Origin of the sequence: Pseudomonas sp. PDM04, assembly GCF_014851765.1 — a bacterium.
In the GTDB taxonomy this organism is placed as follows: domain Bacteria; phylum Pseudomonadota; class Gammaproteobacteria; order Pseudomonadales; family Pseudomonadaceae; genus Aquipseudomonas.
In genome coordinates this window covers 1-1,441 of the sequence record NZ_JACVAI010000015.1, presented here as the reverse complement: position 1 = coordinate 1,441, position 1,441 = coordinate 1, and the positions used below count along the sequence as shown (strand labels likewise).

1 rRNA gene is annotated in these 1,441 nt (G+C 51.1%); it reads left to right on the top strand.

From position 1 onward, the window contains the following. Positions 1 to 412: 412 nt before the first annotated feature. Positions 413 to 1,441, top strand: a 16S ribosomal RNA gene (locus tag IB249_RS29550); the annotation flags it as partial.

Below are 1,441 nucleotides of genomic sequence, written 5' to 3'. Positions count from 1 at the left end.
GGAAGGAGTCGGTCAGGCAGTGTGCAGTCGCTTGATGGACGGTTCGATCTTCTCGGTCGAAAGCGGTGAAAAAGAGGTGTTGACAGCAGCGAGTAACGCTGTAGAATTCGCCTCCCGCTAACGAGAGATCGAAAGCGCAAGTGGTTGAAGTTGCAAAGGAAACTTTGAAAACTTCTTAAAATAACCGCTTGACAGATACGAAGGGCGCTGTAGAATGCGCGCCTCGGTTGAGACGAAAGCTCTTAACCAACCGCTCTTTAACAACTGAATCAAGCAATTCGTGTGGGTGCTTGTGGAGTCAGACTGCTAGTCAACAGATTATCAGCATCACAAGTTACTCCGCGAGAAATCAAAGATGTAACCAACGATTGCTGAGCCAAGTTTAGGGTTTTCTCAAAACCCAAAGATGTTTGAACTGAAGAGTTTGATCATGGCTCAGATTGAACGCTGGCGGCAGGCCTAACACATGCAAGTCGAGCGGTAGAGAGAAGCTTGCTTCTCTTGAGAGCGGCGGACGGGTGAGTAATGCCTAGGAATCTGCCTGGTAGTGGGGGATAACGTCCGGAAACGGACGCTAATACCGCATACGTCCTACGGGAGAAAGCAGGGGACCTTCGGGCCTTGCGCTATCAGATGAGCCTAGGTCGGATTAGCTAGTTGGTGAGGTAATGGCTCACCAAGGCGACGATCCGTAACTGGTCTGAGAGGATGATCAGTCACACTGGAACTGAGACACGGTCCAGACTCCTACGGGAGGCAGCAGTGGGGAATATTGGACAATGGGCGAAAGCCTGATCCAGCCATGCCGCGTGTGTGAAGAAGGTCTTCGGATTGTAAAGCACTTTAAGTTGGGAGGAAGGGCATTAACCTAATACGTTAGTGTTTTGACGTTACCGACAGAATAAGCACCGGCTAACTCTGTGCCAGCAGCCGCGGTAATACAGAGGGTGCAAGCGTTAATCGGAATTACTGGGCGTAAAGCGCGCGTAGGTGGTTTGTTAAGTTGGATGTGAAAGCCCCGGGCTCAACCTGGGAACTGCATTCAAAACTGACAAGCTAGAGTATGGTAGAGGGTGGTGGAATTTCCTGTGTAGCGGTGAAATGCGTAGATATAGGAAGGAACACCAGTGGCGAAGGCGACCACCTGGACTGATACTGACACTGAGGTGCGAAAGCGTGGGGAGCAAACAGGATTAGATACCCTGGTAGTCCACGCCGTAAACGATGTCAACTAGCCGTTGGGAGCCTTGAGCTCTTAGTGGCGCAGCTAACGCATTAAGTTGACCGCCTGGGGAGTACGGCCGCAAGGTTAAAACTCAAATGAATTGACGGGGGCCCGCACAAGCGGTGGAGCATGTGGTTTAATTCGAAGCAACGCGAAGAACCTTACCAGGCCTTGACATCCAATGAACTTTCCAGAGATGGATTGGTGCCTTCGGGA